Annotated in this window: 9 protein-coding genes; all 9 read left to right on the top strand. The window is 38.4% G+C overall.

The genetic code is table 11. From position 1 onward, the window contains the following. From CLV33_RS03900 to CLV33_RS03860, 9 genes are read left to right on the top strand one after another with little or no spacing between them, the layout of a single operon-like run. Positions 1-2,337, top strand: a complete 2,337-nt coding sequence (locus CLV33_RS03900) for a glycoside hydrolase family 95 protein (protein WP_105472797.1) — start codon at positions 1-3, stop codon at positions 2,335-2,337. A 6-nt stretch (positions 2,338-2,343) separates the two neighbouring features. Beyond that, on the top strand, positions 2,344-3,732 hold the full coding sequence (locus tag CLV33_RS03895) for a sulfatase family protein (RefSeq protein ID WP_105472796.1): 1,389 nt from the start codon (positions 2,344-2,346) through the stop codon (positions 3,730-3,732). Further along, the gene (locus tag CLV33_RS03890; RefSeq protein ID WP_211297531.1) at positions 3,732-5,297 is read left to right on the top strand and encodes a sulfatase family protein; all 1,566 of its coding nucleotides are present in this window, start codon (positions 3,732-3,734) and stop codon (positions 5,295-5,297) included. The genes CLV33_RS03895 and CLV33_RS03890 overlap by 1 nt, the downstream gene beginning before the upstream one ends. 12 nt (positions 5,298-5,309) lie before the next feature. Continuing rightward, positions 5,310-8,000: a glycoside hydrolase family 3 C-terminal domain-containing protein gene (locus CLV33_RS03885; RefSeq protein WP_105472794.1), complete on the top strand. Its 2,691-nt coding sequence runs from the start codon at positions 5,310-5,312 to the stop codon at positions 7,998-8,000. A gap of 7 nt (positions 8,001-8,007) precedes the next feature. Further along, the gene (locus CLV33_RS03880) at positions 8,008-9,435 is read left to right on the top strand and encodes a glycoside hydrolase family 30 protein (protein WP_105472793.1); all 1,428 of its coding nucleotides are present in this window, start codon (positions 8,008-8,010) and stop codon (positions 9,433-9,435) included. 8 nt (positions 9,436-9,443) lie between these two features. Next, complete coding sequence (locus tag CLV33_RS03875) at positions 9,444-10,232, top strand: SGNH/GDSL hydrolase family protein (protein WP_105472792.1); 789 nt, start codon at positions 9,444-9,446, stop codon at positions 10,230-10,232. Beyond that, a complete protein-coding gene (locus CLV33_RS03870) occupies positions 10,233-12,095 on the top strand; it encodes a beta-N-acetylhexosaminidase (protein ID WP_105472791.1) in 1,863 nt (620 codons plus the stop codon). It begins immediately after the preceding gene. A 5-nt stretch (positions 12,096-12,100) separates the two neighbouring features. After that, positions 12,101-13,588 carry a sulfatase family protein gene (locus tag CLV33_RS03865; RefSeq protein WP_105472790.1) on the top strand — a complete coding sequence of 496 codons (1,488 nt, stop codon included), beginning with the start codon at positions 12,101-12,103 and terminating at the stop codon, positions 13,586-13,588. 34 nt (positions 13,589-13,622) lie between these two features. After that, positions 13,623-15,950, top strand: coding sequence for a GH92 family glycosyl hydrolase (locus tag CLV33_RS03860; protein ID WP_105472789.1), 2,328 nt, complete (start codon positions 13,623-13,625; stop codon positions 15,948-15,950). Positions 15,951-15,961 lie beyond the last annotated feature (11 nt).

The raw sequence follows: 15,961 nt of genomic DNA, 5'->3' as shown, positions 1-15,961 counted from the left end.
ATGAAAATACAAATAGTCAATAATACCATAAAAACACTATGTGTCTTCGTTTTAGGATTTACACTGGTTAACTGTGAAAATTCTAAAGTCGAAGTACAACAAAAAGCCGAATTTAAGTTACAATACGATGAGCCGGCTAAAAAATGGACAGAAGCTTTACCTGTTGGTAATGGAACTTTAGGAGCCATGATTTATGGTGGTGTGGCGCAAGAACATATTCAGTTTAATGAAGAAACCTTATGGCGGGGTCAACCACACGATTATTCCAACGAGGATGCCGGGAATTACTTAGGTGAAATAAGACAGCTTTTAACAGAAGGTAAAAGCAGGGAAGCACATAAGTTGGCACAAGATGAGTTTATGAGCGAACCTCTAAAACAGGTGCATTATCAACCGTTTGGTGATATGTATATCAGCTTTAAAAACCATGAAAATGTCACCAACTATAAACGAGTTTTAAATTTAAACGATGCGATTAGTTCGGTGTCATACACGATTAACGGTGTAGAATATAAGCGTGAAGTACTAGTGAGTTATCCAGACCACATTATTGCGGTAAATTTAACTTCGAGTACGGATAAAGCGCTTAATTTCGATTTATGGTTAGATGCCATTCACGAAGATAAATCGGTTATCACTTCAAACGACTCGCAAACCTTGGTGGTAAAGGTAAAAGATGGAGTGTTACGCGGAGTTTCAACCTTAAAAGTAAACACAAACGGCACCATTAAAAATGTTGCAGGCAAGCTTCAAGTTAGCGAAGCTTCAAATGCTACAATTTACCTAACAGCGGCAACTAATTATATCGATTTTAAAGACGTTTCCGGTGAACCTGAAAAGATAGTGCCTGAAACTTTAGCCAAAGTTTCAAACACAAATTACGATACCGTTAAAGCGAAACACATCGATGATTACCAAAAATTATACAACCGTTTTCAGCTAAGTTTTGGCGATAACGGAAAGTCGAAAAACCCAACCGACCAACGTATTTCAGATTTCAGCGAAACACCAAACGACCCACAATTATTGGCTTTGTACGTAGAATACGCACGATATTTAACCATTGCTAGCAGCAGACCGGGAACGAAACCTGCAACACTTCAAGGTATTTGGAACGATAAATTAACACCGCCATGGTTTAGTAGCTACACGACCAATATTAATTTAGAAATGAATTATTGGCCGGTTGAAATGTATAATTTAAGTGAATGCCACGAACCTTTATTCGATTTAATTGAAGACCTTTCGGTTACAGGAGCAAAAGTGGCCAAAGCGCACTATAACGCAGATGGTTGGATAGTGCACCACAATGTTGATATTTGGCGAGGTGCAGCTCCGGTAAACGCTTCCCACCATGGTATTTGGTTAGGTGGCGCTGCTTGGTTGTCGTCACACATTTGGGAGCATTATTTGTATACCCAAGACAAAGTGTTCTTAGAAAAGCGTTATCCACTAATGCGAAATGCAGCCCTATTTTACAGCCAGTTTTTATATGAAGATCCGAATACAGGCTATTTAATAAGTTCACCATCAAACTCCCCAGAAATAGGCGGATTGGTAGCAGGCCCCACCATGGACCATCAACTCATTCGCGCTTTATTTAGAAGTACGATTGAAGCTTCAAAACTATTAAATACCGACCAAGAATTTGCTTCAACCTTAAAAACCATGATTGATAAAATTGCACCTAACCAAATTGGCAAGCATGGGCAATTACAAGAATGGATGGAAGATAAGGATGACCCTGAGAATCACCATAGGCATGTATCGCACCTTTGGGCGGTGCATCCAGGAAAAGAAATAAATTACGAAGACACACCTGATTCGATGGAAGCTGCTAAACAATCTCTATTATACCGTGGTGATAATGGTACTGGTTGGAGTTTAGCCTGGAAAATTAATTTTTGGTCACGTTTTAGAGATGGCGACCATGCTTATAAACTGCTTCACAAACTGCTGAGTCCTGCCGAACGACCAAATGGGAAAGTTGGTGGTGGCTCTTACCCCAATCTGTTCGATGCACATCCACCATTTCAAATTGATGGAAATTTTGGTGGCGCTTCGGGTATTTTAGAAATGATTTTACAAAGTCATTTAGATAAAATAGAATTGTTACCTGCATTACCAAGCGCCTTACCACAAGGTCGCGTGTCTGGAATTGTGGCGAGAGGTGGTTTTGAGTTGAGTTTTAGTTGGGAGAATTCAGAATTAAAAAATGTTGAAGTTTTATCAAAAGCAGGCGGAAAATGCACGTTAAGTTATAGAAATAGGCACATAGAGTTTAATACATCTAAAGGAGAAACTTATACATTTGATGGTAATTTAAATTCAAAATAATAAACCATGAAAAAGTTAGTCATCATCACACTACTTCTTGTCTTTAGTTGGAATCTTTCAATTAAAGCACAAGCCAATGCATCAACCCCAAATATCATCATCATTTTTACAGACGATCAAGGCTATCAAGATGTTGGGGTATTTGGTTCGCCGTTAATAAAAACACCGAACTTGGATAAAATGGCTTCAGAAGGTATAAAATTCACTAATTTTTATTCGGCATCGTCTATTTGTTCGCCTTCAAGAGCAGCCTTGTTAACAGGTGCTTATCCACAACGAATAGGTGTACCAGAAGTATTGTGGCCAAATATTGCAGGTGGTTTATCGAGCGAAGAAACAACTATTGCAGATATGCTTAAAACTAAAAATTATGCAACAGCTTGTATTGGTAAATGGCATCTTGGGGACGAAGCACAATATTTACCAACACAACAAGGGTTCGATTTTTATTATGGTATACCGTTTAGTAACGATATGTCTGTTAACCCAAAGGCAAAAGTGAATAAAAACGTTGTTTTTAGAGAAGGGATGACCATAGATAGTTTACGTCAAAAAAAATGGAGAAAAAGTAGAGTGCCCTTATTTCAACAAGATGAAATTGTAGAATACCCGGTAGATCAAAGTACACTTTCTAAACGCTATACACAGCAAGCAGTAAATTTTATATCAGAGCATAAAGAAGAACCCTTCTTTTTATACTTAGCACACTCAATGCCTCATGTACCGCTTTTTGCTTCTGAAAATTTTAAAGGAAAAAGTGCGCGAGGATTGTATGGTGATGTTATTGAAGAAATAGATTGGGGCGTTGGTGAAATTTTAAAAACATTAGAAAATTTAAATATTGATAAAAACACGCTCGTTATTTTTACTTCAGATAATGGACCTTGGACTTCAAAAGGCGATAAAGGCGGTAGTGCATTACCTTTAAGAGGTGGTAAATTTTTAACCTATGAAGGCGGAATGCGTGTGCCAATGATTGCAAAGTGGTCTGGTAAAATAAAGAAAGGAACCGTTACACACGAAGTAGCTTCAACAATAGACTTTTTACCAACAATTGCACATGTAACGGATGCTAATTTACCAGAAAAGGAAATAGACGGAAAAAATATTTGGAAATTATTATCTGGTAAAAAAAGCAAATCGCCGCATAAAAAAGAAGGATTTTATTATTACAAAGAATCAACTTTAGAAGCGGTTCGTAAAGGTGATTGGAAGCTAAGAATAACAGAAAAAGATGGTGTTCAATTATTCCATTTAGAGAAAGACATTTCTGAAAAAAATAATGTAGCATCACAACATCCAAAAATTGTTAAAAAGTTGCGAAGCATGATGGAGGAATTTGATAATGAATTACAACAAAACAAAAGAAATCAAGACCATTTATTAAAAAAATAATGTCCATAAAATCAGTTTTACAAATAACCTTAATTAGTATCGTTTTCTTCGCTTGTAAAGAAAAAGAAGCGAAAAATACGACCATTACAAAACCAAACATCATTTACATTCTTGCTGATGATTTAGGTATTGGCGATGTGTCTATTTACAATGAGAATTCAAAAATTGAAACGCCTAATATCGACGCGCTGGCTTCAAACGGCGTAATGTATACTGATGCCCACACAAGTTCTGCGGTTTGTACACCAACACGTTATGGTATTTTAACTGGCCGTTACAATTGGCGTACATCATTAAAACAAGGCGTGGTGAGTGGGTATTCAAAATCATTAATAAAACCAAACCGAACTACTATTGCTGATGTTTTAAAAGACAGCGGTTACAATACTGCTTTTATTGGGAAATGGCACTTGGGTTGGGACTGGGACATTACACAACCAGATTCTCTCGGAATAGATATTGATAACCTAAAATCTAGACCTGTTGTAGATTTTACAAAACCCATAAAAAATGGTCCGAACACGCACGGATTCGATTATAGCTACGGCTTTTGTGGTTCTTTAGATATGCCACCTTACGTTTGGGTAGAGAACGATATGCCAACAAGTGTGCCGACAAAAAATACGAAAGGCACTGGACAAGGATTTTGGAGAAAAGGTTTAACAGCGGACGATTTTACCCATGAGCAAGCCTTACCAGAAATCACAAATCGAACTGTAAGTTATATCAATGAGAATGCAAAAAAGGACGATCCGTTTTTTGTGTATATGCCGCTTCCTGCACCACACACACCAATTTTACCAACAGATGCTTTTAAAGGTAAAAGTGGGTTAGAAAATCCGTACGCAGATTTTGTAATCATGGTCGATTGGGTTGTTGGTGAGGTTACAAAGGCTCTAGAAGCTAATGGCATTTCAGAAAATACATTAATCGTTTTTACAAGTGATAACGGCTGCTCTCCTACGGCAAACTTTAAGCAGTTAAAATCTAAAGGACATAATCCAAGCTATGTTTATAGAGGTACAAAATCTGATATTTTTGAAGGTGGTCATTGCGTGCCATATATTATGACATGGAAAAATAACATTCAGCCAACAAAAACAGAACAGCTTGTTTGTACAACAGACTTTTTTGCCACAGTAGCCGATATATTAAATATAGATTTAGCAGATAACGTGGCAGAAGATAGTTTTAGTCATTTACCTAATAGTGAAACGCCAAAACGTGAAAGCATCATTCACCATTCAGTTCGTGGGGAGTTCGCATATAGAAAAGGTGATTACAAAGTGAATTTTTGTAAAGGTTCAGGCGGATGGAGTTTCCCAAATAGTAACACCAAAAAAGCCATTTACGATACACTTCCAAAAGTGCAATTGTACAACATAAAAAGAGATGCAGGCGAAACCAAAAATTTACAAGCAGAACATCCTGAAATTGTAAAAGAATTTAAAGCCGAGGTATTAAAAATTATAAACGACGGTAGAAGCACTACGGGTGCAAAACAAGAAAACGACGGTACAGATTCATGGCCACAATTAGATAAACTAAAGGAAATTGAATTATAGTAAACAAATCAGATGAAAAAAATTAATAGCATAAAATACATTGTAGTATTGGTAGTTTTAGGAGGGATTTTAACTATGTCTTTGGCCTTTTCTACAAAAAAAGACCCACCTTACAAAAACCCTAAGTTACCTGTAGAAGAACGTGTGCAAGATTTGTTAAGCCGTATGACTTTAGAAGAAAAGTTCTGGCAAATGTTTATGATTCCTGGCGATTTAAGTATCGGGAAAGACAAGTTAAAACACGGTATTTTCGGTTTTCAAATTTCATCTAAAGGAAAAAATGATAATGCCGCAGAGCAAATTATGGATTACGGTTCTACCGGAAGTGCTCAAGATATGGCAAACGAAATTAACGCGCTTCAAAAGTACTTTTTAGAAGAAACCCGTTTAGGTATTCCAATCATCCCGTTTAACGAAGCTTTACATGGTTTGGCGCGCGATGGTGCTACCGTATATCCGCAAGCTATTGGTTTAGCCGCTACTTGGGATACTAATTTAGTTGGCGATGTTGCAGCTGCTATTACAAAAGAAACTAAAACGCGTGGTATTCGTCAAATTCTATCTCCGGTTTTAAATATTGCACGCGATGTACGTTGGGGACGTGTTGAGGAAACCTATGGTGAAGACCCCTATTTAACCACGCAAATGGGTTTAGCATTCATAAGTGAGTTTGAAAATGAAGGTGTTATTACCACACCAAAACATTTCGTTGCAAACGTAGGTGCTGGTGGTCGCGATAGTTACCCCATTAGTTTTAACGAACGCTTGCTTGAGGAAATTTATTTCCCAGCGTTTAAAGCCGTATTTCAAAAAGCGGGAGCACGTTCGGTGATGACGGCTTATAACTCTTTAGATGGAACTCCATGTACGTCAAATTCTTGGTTGTTACGCGATAAATTAAAAGACGAATGGAGATTCGATGGTTTTGTAATTTCTGATGCTGGTGCAACAGGTGGCGCCAACGTTTTGCATTTTACGGCTGCAAATTATGCCGAAGCTACAGAAGATGCGGTTGAAGGCGGTTTAGATGTGATGTTTCAAACCAACTACAATCACTACTCATTATTTTGGGAAGCTTATGAAAAAGATATGGTAGATATTGAAGCGATTGATGAAGCGGTAAGCCGTATTTTGAAAATAAAATTTGATTTAGGTTTATTTGAAGACCCTTACGTTGATGCTAAAGAAGCCGATAAATGGAACGGACATAAAACACACCGAGAATTAGCTAGAAAAACGGCATCAAAATCTATGGTGTTACTTAAAAATAGTAACAACACATTGCCAGTAAATAAATCGGGTAAAACAGTAGCCTTAATTGGTCATGATGCTAAAAACGTTCGTTTAGGCGGCTATAGTGGTCCGGGAAACGATTTAGTGTCATTTTACAACGGTGTGGCTGCTAAAATAGGTGAAGCCAATATTAACTATGCTGAAGGCGTTTCCCTAAAAGAAGAAAATCATCAAGTTATTCCATCAAAATACTTGTTTACAACAAAAGATGGTAAGGTTGTTGAGGGGTTAAAAGGCGATTACTTTGATAATATTACTCTAAGCGGTACACCAAAAGTGGAGCGTATTGATAAGAAAATCGGATTTGGATGGACACTCTTTTCACCGCATGAAAGTCTGCCGTACGATTGGTATTCAGTGCGTTGGACGGGTAAGATTAAAGCTCCAAAATTTGGAAAGTTTAAAATAGGAATTGAAGGTAATGATGGTTACCGCATGTATTTAGATGGTAAACTGTTCATCGATAATTGGCAAAAGCAATCCTATAATGCCATTTTAAAGGAATTTTCTTTTGAAGAAGGCAAAGCGTATGATGTGAAAATTGAATTTTACGAGTCGGCGGGAAATGCCAAATTTAAACTAGTTTGGGATGCCGAAGTAGAACAAGAGTGGGAACAACAAATAAAAGACGCAGTTTCTGCTGCAGAAAAAAGCGATGTGGCTGTAGTTTTTGCGGGAATCCACGAAGGCGAATTTAGAGACCGTGCTTTGTTGGCTTTACCGGGGCATCAGGAAGCCTTGATAAAAGCAGTTGCCGCAACAGGCAAACCAACGGTTGTGGTTTTAGTTGGTGGTAGTGCCATTACTATGGCCAATTGGATTAACGAAGTGGATAGTATTATCATGGCGTGGTATGCTGGTGAAAATGGCGGAAATGGGTTTGCAGATATTTTGTTTGGAGATGAAAACCCTGCGGGACGTTTGCCAATTACGTTCCCAGTAGACGAAGCGCAATGCCCGTTGTACTACAACAACAAACCTACAGGTCGTGGGGATAACTATCATAATTTAACAGGGCAACCATTATTTCCATTCGGATTCGGATTGAGCTACACCACGTTTGAATATTCAAATTTAGAATTCAGTAAAAATAACATAGCACCAAATGAAGCCGTGGAAGTAACCTGTACCATAAAAAACACAGGAGCTTTAGATGGAGAAGAAGTGGTGCAACTGTACATACGCGATGAATTGTCATCTGTTGCACAACCTATAAAATCGCTTAAAGGTTTCCAACGTATGGCATTAAAAGCGGGCGAATCTAAAAAAGTAACGTTCACATTAAATTCAGAAGCATTATCAATGTTAGATATAAATTTAAAACGTGTTGTTGAAGCAGGTGATTTTAGAATCATGATTGGAGCATCATCAAAAGATATTAAACTAAGAGGAATTTTAACTGTAAAATAAAACTGAAATGAAACTTATAAAGGGCATAATATTAGGGGCAATTGTTGTTTTTTCATCGTGTAAAGAAGACACAAAAGTGACTTGGGTAAGTAGTACCAATACTAATGTTTGGGAGCAAAAAACTTATGAAGGGAAGGGGGCTAAAACTGCGGCAGACCTAACTATTTCAGTGGATACCAAAAACCAAGAACAAAAAATTACGGGTTTTGGCGGATGTTTTAACGAGTTGGGTTGGGAAGCTCTTAACATGGTAACTCCAGAGGAGAAGCAACAAATTTTAAACGATTTATTTAACCTAGAAACGGGATGTAAATTCAGTGTATGCAGAATGCCTATTGGAGCCAACGACTACGCGGTAGATTGGTACAGCCATAACGAAACTGAAGGTGATTTTGCCATGGAGAATTTTTCTATCGATAGAGATAAAAAACGATTAATTCCATATATAAAAGAAGCACAGAAAATAAACCCAGATGTTGAAGTTTGGGCCTCGCCTTGGTGTCCGCCATCATGGATGAAACACAGCAAACACTATGCTTGTAAGTCTAATCCGGAATTTAACGACTTACCAGAGGAGTGGAGTTCTACCGAAGAATTGGTGTCTCGTTTCATTACAGAACCAGAGTACTTTGAAGCCTATGCTCTATACTTTGCTAAATTTGTGAAAGCCTACGAAAAGGAAGGAATTGACATTACGGCCGTACATGTGCAAAACGAATACAACTCGGCTCAAAATTTTCCATCATGTGTATGGAAGCCGCAAGATTTAGGGATTTTAATAGCCGATTACTTGGGGCCTAAGTTTAAAGAAGAAAACCTAGATACCGAAATTTGGTTAGGAACAGTTGAGCGTCCGCAATTAGAGCGTGTAACGGATATTGTAGAATATAAAAATGCCAAGGATTATATAAAAGGAATTGGATTTCAATGGGCTGGAAAAGGCGCTATTGAAGCGGTTCACGCCACTTATCCAGATATGGAGCTTATGCAAACTGAAACGGAGTGTGGTGATGGCTCCAACGATTGGAACGCCGCCGAATATACCTTCAATTTAATGAAACACTATTTTGAAAATGGCGCCAATTCATATATGTACTGGAATATGGTATTGGATGAAACCGGCAAAAGCCAATGGGGCTGGAAGCAAAACTCCATGATTTCAATTGATAGTAACACCAAAGCTATTACTTACAATCCTGAGTTTTATTTAATGAAACATTTAAGTGCATTTGTGGCACCAGGTTCGGTTAAATTAAAAGCTACGGGAGATGATGAAAATGCCATCGTTTTTTATAACGAAGCAAAAAACGAAGTGGTGATTTTGGCCTACAACACCGCGGAAGAAAATCAGGGTTTAGAATTAAAAATAAACGATAAAGACATTAAGGCTACATTAGAAGCTAAGTCGTTCAACACGTTAACGGTGACTTTATAGAAGCATTTATGAAAAGAAGACATTTTGTAAAATACTTAGGAGCAACTACCTTATATATGGGCGCATCGTCTTGTGCATCATTCAATCTTTTTGGCGATAGATATGATGAGGAAGTAGCTCGCGAAGCATGGAAAAAATTAGCTAATAAAGGGGAAGCATTTCAGTATGTTCACCCGAATAAAAAATTGCCTAATGTGTTTATTTATGGCGATTCCATTTCTATCGGATATACACCAACCGTGAGAAAAGAATTAGAGGGGAAAGCTAATGTATTTCGCTTTCATAAAAACGGACAATCAAGTAACAAGTTTATTCCGTTTATGGAAACCATGAAAACTACCATGTTTCAACCTTATTTAAAAGGTGGTTGGGATTTTACTTGGGATGTCATTCACTTTAATGTGGGGTTACATGATTTAAAATATGTAAAAAACGGAAAGCTGGATAGGGACAATGGTAAACTAGTAAATAGTGTAGAAAAGTATAAAGAAAACCTGCACGACATCTGCAAGTATCTTTTAAAGGAATACCCAAAAGCAAAACTCATTTTTGCTACTACAACACCTGTTCCAGACGAAGGCGATGCCGGACGATTTGGTGGCGATAGCGTAAAATACAACAAAGCGGCGCTTGAGGTTTTAGCCAATTATCCATCAATAAAAATTAACGATTTGTACGGGTTTACCAAGCCCAATGAAAAAGAATGGTATATAAAACCGGCCAATGTGCATTACAATGAATTAGGTAAAACCGAACAAGGTAAACGCGTTGCTCAAGTAATTGCCGAAAACTTATAAATGATGAAAAAACTAGCACTTATACTATTAATTTTTGTCTTTACTCTTCAAGTTAAGGCTCAAGTGGTTCAAAATGCATTTATACCGCAACCCGAATCTGTGGAGGTTTCGTCGGGCGGATTTAATTTAAATGCACAAACACAAGTTTTTATTCCAAAAGCGTTTTATAACGATTTAAAACCCATTGTAACGGCTCAATTTAAGAACGATTTAAAGTTAGATGTACCTGTTAAAAAAGGTAGAATAAGCGCCAGCTCTAATTACATCGCTTTTGAAAAAGTGCGTTCCAGCAGCATAAAACCAGAAGGCTATATTTTAAACGTTTCTCCTTCAAAAATTACTATTCAAGCAACTGATTATGCGGGGTTATTTAACGGGTTCCAAACACTTCGTCAAGCCATTCCGGTTAGGGTAAACCAAGAAACTGCGGTGCCGAGTATGTTGGTTAAAGACAGTCCAAGATTTTCATGGCGAGGAGTTATGCTAGATGTGTCGCGCCATTTTCAAACCAAGGATTTTGTACTGAAACAAATTGATGTAGTATCGTCTTATAAAATCAATAAGTTCCATTTACATTTAACTGACGACCAAGGTTGGCGCATTGAAATTAAAAAATATCCAAACCTCACGAAAAAAGGCGCATGGAGAGCTGATAGAGGTGATATTCCTTGGTGGGAACGAAAGGCTGCAACAGCCGATGAGCCCAAACCTGTTGGCGGATTTTATACTCAGGAAGATATCAAGGAAATTATTCAGTATGCCAAAACCAGAAATGTTGAAATTATTCCAGAAATTGATGTGCCTGCACATAGTAAAGCTTTAATTGCTGCGTATCCGAATTTGTTCTGTTATGATGAGGTGCCAGAAGGGGTGAATTTTGAAGTTGCTGTTGGAGGTAAGGCGCCAAATAATGCGTTGTGCGCCGGAAAAGAAACAACCTACCAATTTTTAGAAGACGTTATTGAAGAGGTAGCGGCACTATTCCCTTCAAAATATTTCCATATTGGTGGCGACGAGTGCAATAAATCGAATTGGAAAAAGTGTCCGTATTGTCAAAAAACAATGGAAGAACACCATTTGGAGGATGAAGAAGAACTTCAAAGTCATTTTATCCAACGGATGCACAACATCGTATCAGCACAACATAAAACGATGATTGGTTGGGACGAAGTGTTAAGCGGCAACGGTGTAAAAGGCGCAACGATTATGGCTTGGAGACGTGGTAAACATCAACCGCAATTGCAAGCGCCGCGTGAGGGTTATCCAACAATTATGACATCCTACACCTATTCATACATCAGTCAGGTGCAAGGTCCATCGTTTATGGAGCCTGTGGGCCCAAAAGTGGTGTTGCCTTTATCAAAAGTGTATAGTCATGAACCCATTCCTTCAGAATTAACCCAAGAAGAGGCAAATTTAGTTTTGGGGAATCAAACCTGTTTATGGGCAGAATTTACTCCAACCGAAGAACACTGCGAATATATGTTGTATCCGAGAACTTTGGCCAGTGCCGAAGTGTCATGGAGCAAGCCCGAAGTAAAAAGTTGGGAACGTTTTCAAAAGGCATTAGAAGATTCACACTTTAAAAGGTTGGATAGAGATGGCGTTAATTATGCGAAAAGTGTGTTTAGCATTTATCCTGCATTTGCGGTGAATGAATTACGTAATGAAGCTATTGTGTATTTAGATACCGAAGCGGTTGGTTATGATATATATTACACCTTAGATGGCACAGATCCTTCATTGGAGTCCACAAAATATACTGGGCATTTTACAACTACCGCTAAACAACTTTTAAAAGCAGGATTATTTAAAGAGAACGGTGAACTTTTGGGAGCAATAACCGAAATAAGATTAAAGTAAAACACATGAGAATATCAAAATTAGTATTAGCATTAACACTTTTTGTAAGTTGTGCTTATGCACAGCAGAAACCTAATATTGTTTACATTATTTGTGACGATTTGGGCTATGGCGATATACAAGCTTTAAACCCAGAAAAAGGAAAAATTTTAACGCCAGAAGTTGATGCTTTATCAAAAGAAGGTATGACGTTTACCGACGCGCATTCAGCATCTGCTGTTTGTACGCCATCAAGATATGCGGTGTTAACGGGGCGTTATGCGTGGCGTTCCAGATTACAACAAGGTGTTTTAAGTGGGGGCGAAGAATTAGACCCACTAATTACAGATGATATTCTAACCGTTCCAAAAATGCTAAAACAAGTTGGCTATAATACCACCGCTATTGGTAAATGGCATTTAGGATTTCAGTTTTTAGATGAACACGGTAACCCTGCTGAGGTTTACGATGGGAAAAAAGTAATTGGTCCCGCCATAGGCTCAACAGTGCCAGATGGTCCGATAACTCGTGGTTTCGATTCTTACATTGGATTTCACCACTCAAGAGTGATGAAAACGGTGATAAAAGACGATAAGGTGATTGATAAAATGGAACCCATTAAAATGTTACAGTTTTTGGGTGACCATGCCACAGAGTATATCGCAAAAGAAGCAGGTGACGACGCGCCATTTTTTATGTATTTGGCCTTAAACTCGCCACATAGTCCTGTGGTGCCTTCAGAAGCGTGGCAAGGTAAAAGTGGTATGGGCGCTTATGCCGATTTTGTAATGGAAACCGATTATGTGGTTGGTCGTGTTTTAAAAGCACTCGAGGAAAATGGTGTTGCAGATAATACTATTGTGTTTTTTACAAGTGATAACGGGTGTTCAGCACCGGTTTCAAAAGCAGGTCAACTAGAAAAAGAATTCGGGCATTATCCTAGTGCTAATTTTAGAGGTTATAAATCTGATATTTGGGAAGGCGGTCACCGCATTCCTTTTATAGTGAGATGGCCGGGGGTTGTGGAAGCGAATTCAGAAAACGATAAATTGATTTGTCAAACCAGTTTAATGGCCACATGTGCGGAAATAACTGGTGTAGAACTTCCAGAAAACGCAGGTGTTGATTCTTACAGCATATTACCGATGCTTAAGAACAAAAATGCCAAAACAGACCATAAATTGGTGGTGCATCATTCTATACATGGAAAGTTTTCCATTAGAAATAAAACATGGAAGTTAGAACTAACACCAGGTTCAGGTGGATGGACCAACCCAACCGACAAAAGGGCGAGAGAACTTAATCTTCCTGAAATCCAGTTGTACAACATGGAAAAGGATCCAGAAGAAACTACAAATGTGTACGACAAGTATCCTAGAGTGGTTAAGAAACTAACCAAGGAGTTGACAGAGATTGTGGAGAAAGGAAGAACCACATGCGGAGCATCTCAAACAAACGATGTGCAGGTTGATATTTTTAAAACAGCTAGTGCGACATCGTCAGACGAACACTAATGCAGTTCAATAATCAATAAGATAAAATTGAAGAATGATAATTAATAGAAGGAAAATAATGTATAGGTTTTGTGTAGTGCTAAGTGTTTTGGTGATGGCATCATGCGCACCAAATACGAAAAAAGACAAAGCTGACGAAAAAGAACCTGTGGATTATATCGATCCTATAATAGGAGCGGTTACCTATGGCAAAAAATCGAAGGATGCCCATGGTTTTGGTAAAACATTTCCGGGGTCGGCAACACCTTTCGGTTTGGTACAATTGAGTCCAGATACGGTTTCCGATGGCGATAATGGGCCTGGGTATTCCTATGAACACACCACCATGGAAGGTTTCAGTTTTACGCACATGAGCGGTATTGGTTGGTTTGGCGATTTAGGAAATTTTTTGGTTACGCCAACGGTAGGTAAACTAAATACCAATCGTGGTGTGCCCGAAAATCCAGAAGACGGTTATCGTTCGCGCTATTCACACGATACCGAAGTGACCCAAGCAGGATATTATGCGGTAACCTTAGACGATTATAAGGTTCGCACCGAATTAACATCGGCGCCAAGAGCAGGAATCATTCGTTTTACGTATCCAGAAAGCGATAGCTCTCGCGTTCAAATCGATTTGTCTCGAAGAGTGGGCGGAACTTCCACGGAGCAGTACATAAAAGTTGTAAACGAAAATACCATTCAAGGTTGGATGAAGTGCCCGCCAGAAGGAGGCGGCTGGGGCGCTGGAGCAGGAAATGCCGATTATGTCGTGTATTTCTATTGTCAGTTTAGCAAGCCGTTAAAAGATTACGGAATTTGGAGTGCAGATATTCCTGATGTACCGCGAAAAATGCGTTTTATTCGCAGGGATAATTATCAAGATGCTGTAAAAAATGCCAAAATCTATACCGATACTACCGAAATGCAAGGGAAGCATTTAGGCTTTTTCACCAATTTTAAAACGGAAGAAGGTGAGCAGGTTTTAGTAAAGAGCGGTATTTCATTTGTAAGTATTGAAGGCGCAAAAGAAAATTTGGAGCACGATATTAACCACTGGGATTTCGATAAAACCAGACAGGAAGCGCGCAATTTATGGAGCAAAGCCATTTCAAATATTTCGGTTTCGGGTGCCACCGATAGGGAGAAAACCATTTTTTATACTGCGCTTTATCATACCTTAATTGACCCACGAGCCTTCTCAGATGTTAACGGAAATTATATGGGTGCCGATAAGAAAGTGCATCAAACAAACGATTTTACCTATCGTACCATTTTTAGTGGTTGGGATGTGTTCCGTTCACAGTTTCCGCTTCAAACGATAATCAATCCGAGCTTAGTTAATGATGAAATCAATTCGTTGTTACAAATGGCAGAATTTAGCGGTCGCGAATATTTACCACGCTGGGAAATGCTTAATTCTTACTCGGGAGTAATGTTGGGGAATCCTGCGGTTTCAGTCATTAACGATGCATATCAGAAAGGCATTCGTAACTACGATGTGGAGAAAGCATTTCAATATTCGTTAAATACGGTTAATAATACAGGAAATGGCGCGTTAGGGTATTCGCATAAACACATTTCCAAAACGTTAGAATATGCGTATTCCGATTGGTGTTTAGCAACTATGGCAAAATCGCTAGGTAAAAATGAAATTGCCGATGAGTATTTCAAAAGAAGTAAAAATTACAAGAATATTTGGAACGATGATGTCAATTGGTTTCGAGCCAAAGATAGTGCAGGTGTGTGGTTAGAGTGGAAAGGGAAAACCAAACACGGACAAGGGTGTATAGAAAGTAATCCATACCAACAAGGATGGTTTGTACCGCATGATATTGATGGGTTAAAAGCATTAATGGGAGGCGAGGAAGCCTTTAAAAATGAACTCATTTCATTCTTTGAAAATACACCAGAAGATTTCCTTTGGAACAATTATTACAACCACCCCAACGAGCCTGTGCACCATGTACCGTTTATGTTAAACGAAGCTGGGGCACCCCATTTAACTCAAAAATACACGCGAAAAATTTGCGATAAAGCTTATGGTACCGATGCTTATGGTTTGTGCGGTAATGAAGATGTAGGGCAGATGTCGGCGTGGTACGTTTTAGCATCCATCGGCATTCACCCCATTAATCCGGGAGATAATAAATATCAAATTACAAGTCCGGTGTTTAATGAGGTTGAAATTAAGTTGGATAACGCATATTATTCAGGGAAAACATTCAAAATTATAGCACATAATAATTCAGCTGAAAACATGTATATCCAATCCATAAAACTAAACGGTAAAACTTTAGATAGATATTGGATTACCCACGAAGAAATTGTAAATGGTGGTGTTTTAGAGTTTGAAATGGGAGCCACACCCAAAATAAATTAAATGTTAAAGAA

This window comes from Jejuia pallidilutea (assembly GCF_002973595.1).
Lineage (GTDB): Bacteria > Bacteroidota > Bacteroidia > Flavobacteriales > Flavobacteriaceae > Jejuia > Jejuia pallidilutea.
Note: the sequence above shows the minus strand (reverse complement) of the source record. Positions and strands in the feature narration are given on the sequence as shown.

Coding starts and splice junctions, on each gene's coding strand:
- CLV33_RS03865 (WP_105472790.1), top strand. CDS start 12,101: ATGAGAATATCAAAATTAGTATTAGCATTAACACTTTTTGTAAGTTGT.
- CLV33_RS03885 (WP_105472794.1), top strand. CDS start 5,310: ATGAAAAAAATTAATAGCATAAAATACATTGTAGTATTGGTAGTTTTA.
- CLV33_RS03900 (WP_105472797.1), top strand. CDS start 1: ATGAAAATACAAATAGTCAATAATACCATAAAAACACTATGTGTCTTC.
- CLV33_RS03860 (WP_105472789.1), top strand. CDS start 13,623: ATGATAATTAATAGAAGGAAAATAATGTATAGGTTTTGTGTAGTGCTA.
- CLV33_RS03880 (WP_105472793.1), top strand. CDS start 8,008: ATGAAACTTATAAAGGGCATAATATTAGGGGCAATTGTTGTTTTTTCA.
- CLV33_RS03875 (WP_105472792.1), top strand. CDS start 9,444: ATGAAAAGAAGACATTTTGTAAAATACTTAGGAGCAACTACCTTATAT.
- CLV33_RS03890 (WP_211297531.1), top strand. CDS start 3,732: ATGTCCATAAAATCAGTTTTACAAATAACCTTAATTAGTATCGTTTTC.
- CLV33_RS03870 (WP_105472791.1), top strand. CDS start 10,233: ATGATGAAAAAACTAGCACTTATACTATTAATTTTTGTCTTTACTCTT.
- CLV33_RS03895 (WP_105472796.1), top strand. CDS start 2,344: ATGAAAAAGTTAGTCATCATCACACTACTTCTTGTCTTTAGTTGGAAT.